Source organism: Neisseria sp. P0022.S010 (assembly GCF_051956635.1).
This window is the reverse complement of record NZ_JBQCXF010000618.1, coordinates 1-1,628: the sequence shown is the minus strand read 5'-3', so window position 1 is coordinate 1,628 and position 1,628 is coordinate 1. Positions and strand designations below refer to the sequence as shown.

2 protein-coding genes and 1 pseudogene are annotated in these 1,628 nt (G+C 53.4%); all 3 read left to right on the top strand.

From position 1 onward, the window contains the following. Nucleotides 1–106, top strand: a pseudogene (locus ACTHUT_RS20000) (rRNA maturation RNase YbeY); the annotation flags it as partial. 1 nt (nucleotide 107) lies between these two features. After that, nucleotides 108–950, top strand: coding sequence for an HlyC/CorC family transporter (locus tag ACTHUT_RS19995; RefSeq protein ID WP_049329553.1), 843 nt, complete (start codon nucleotides 108–110; stop codon nucleotides 948–950). Then, nucleotides 947–1,628 (top strand): methionine ABC transporter ATP-binding protein (locus ACTHUT_RS19990; protein ID WP_440419563.1); only part of this gene is annotated, 682 nt, incomplete at its 3' end. The genes ACTHUT_RS19995 and ACTHUT_RS19990, both read left to right, overlap by 4 nt.

Below are 1,628 nucleotides of genomic sequence, written 5' to 3'. Positions count from 1 at the left end.
CTACGACCACATCGAAGACGATGAAGCCGAAATAATGGAAGCCGAAGAAATCCGCCTGATGCTGGCGGCAGGCTTCCCCAACCCCTACCAAGAGGACGAATATTAAAATGGACGGTACGCAGTCGAAGCCCAAATTTTTCGAACGCCTAATCTCCCGACTTGCCGGCGAGCCCGACTCCGCCGAAGACGTATTGACCCTGCTGCGCCAAGCACACGAGCAGGAAGTTTTTGACGCCGAGACACTGACCCGGCTGGAAAAAGTATTGGACTTTGCCGAGCTGGAAGTGCGCGATGCGATGATTACGCGCAGCCGCATGAACGTATTGAAAGAGAACGACAGCATCGAGCGCATCACGGCCTACGTCATCGAAACCGCCCATTCGCGTTTCCCTGTCATCGGCGAAGACAAAGACGAAGTTTTGGGTATTTTGCACGCCAAAGACCTACTCAAATATATGTTCAACCCCGAACAGTTCCACCTGCAATCCGTCTTGCGCCCTGCCGTTTTCGTTCCCGAAGGCAAATCTTTGACCGCCCTTTTAAAAGAGTTCCGCGAACAGCGTAACCACATGGCGATTGTCATCGACGAATACGGCGGCACATCCGGCTTGGTCACCTTTGAAGACATCATCGAGCAAATCGTCGGCGAAATCGAAGACGAGTTTGACGAAGACGACAGCGCCGACAACATCCATGCCGTTTCTTCCGAACGCTGGCGCATCCACGCGGCTACCGAAATCGAAGACATCAACACCTTCTTCGGTACGGAATACAGCAGCGAAGAAGCCGACACCATCGGCGGCCTGGTCATTCAAGAGTTGGGGCATCTGCCCGTACGCGGCGAAAAAGTCATCATCGGCAGCCTGCAATTTACTGTTGCACGCGCCGACAACCGCCGTCTGCACACCCTGATGGCCACACGAATTAAAGAAAACACGGATAAACCATGATTATTCTGGATCACGTTTCCAAACACTATCAAACACGCGACAAAAAAGACTTTGTCGCCGTCAAGCCGACCAGCCTCGAAATCAAACAGGGTGAAATCTTTGGCCTGATGGGCTACTCCGGTGCAGGCAAATCCACCTTGTTGCGTCTGATTAACTTATTGGAACGTCCGGATACAGGTACCGTCAGCGTGTGCGGCCAAGAACTGACCGCGCTCAACGCCACGCAACTGCGCCACGCCCGACAAAACATCGGCATGGTGTTCCAACAGTTCAACCTATTGAGCAACCGTACCGTTGCCGAAAACGTCGCCTTTCCTTTAGAAATTGCCAAATGGCCGTCTAAAAAAATCCAAGCGCGTGTTGAAGAATGTTTGGAAATTGTCGACTTGCAAGACCGTGCCAACCATTACCCGTCCCAACTTTCCGGCGGTCAAAAACAACGTGTCGGCATTGCCCGTGCGCTGGCACCGCAACCTCAAGTCATCCTCGCCGACGAACCCACTTCCGCCCTCGACCCTGCCACTACGCGCAGCGTTTTGAAGTGTTTGGAAGACATCAACCGACGTTTCAACGTAACCATCGTCATCGTTACCCACGAAATGAGCGTTATCCGCCGCCTGTGCGACCGTGCCGCCCTCTTGGACAAAGGCCGTCTGCTGGAAATCGTTGAAGTACACG

Excerpts from the sequence above, each read along its gene's own strand:
- ACTHUT_RS19995 (WP_049329553.1), top strand. The coding sequence starts at position 108 with ATGGACGGTACGCAGTCGAAGCCCAAATTTTTCGAACGCCTAATCTCC.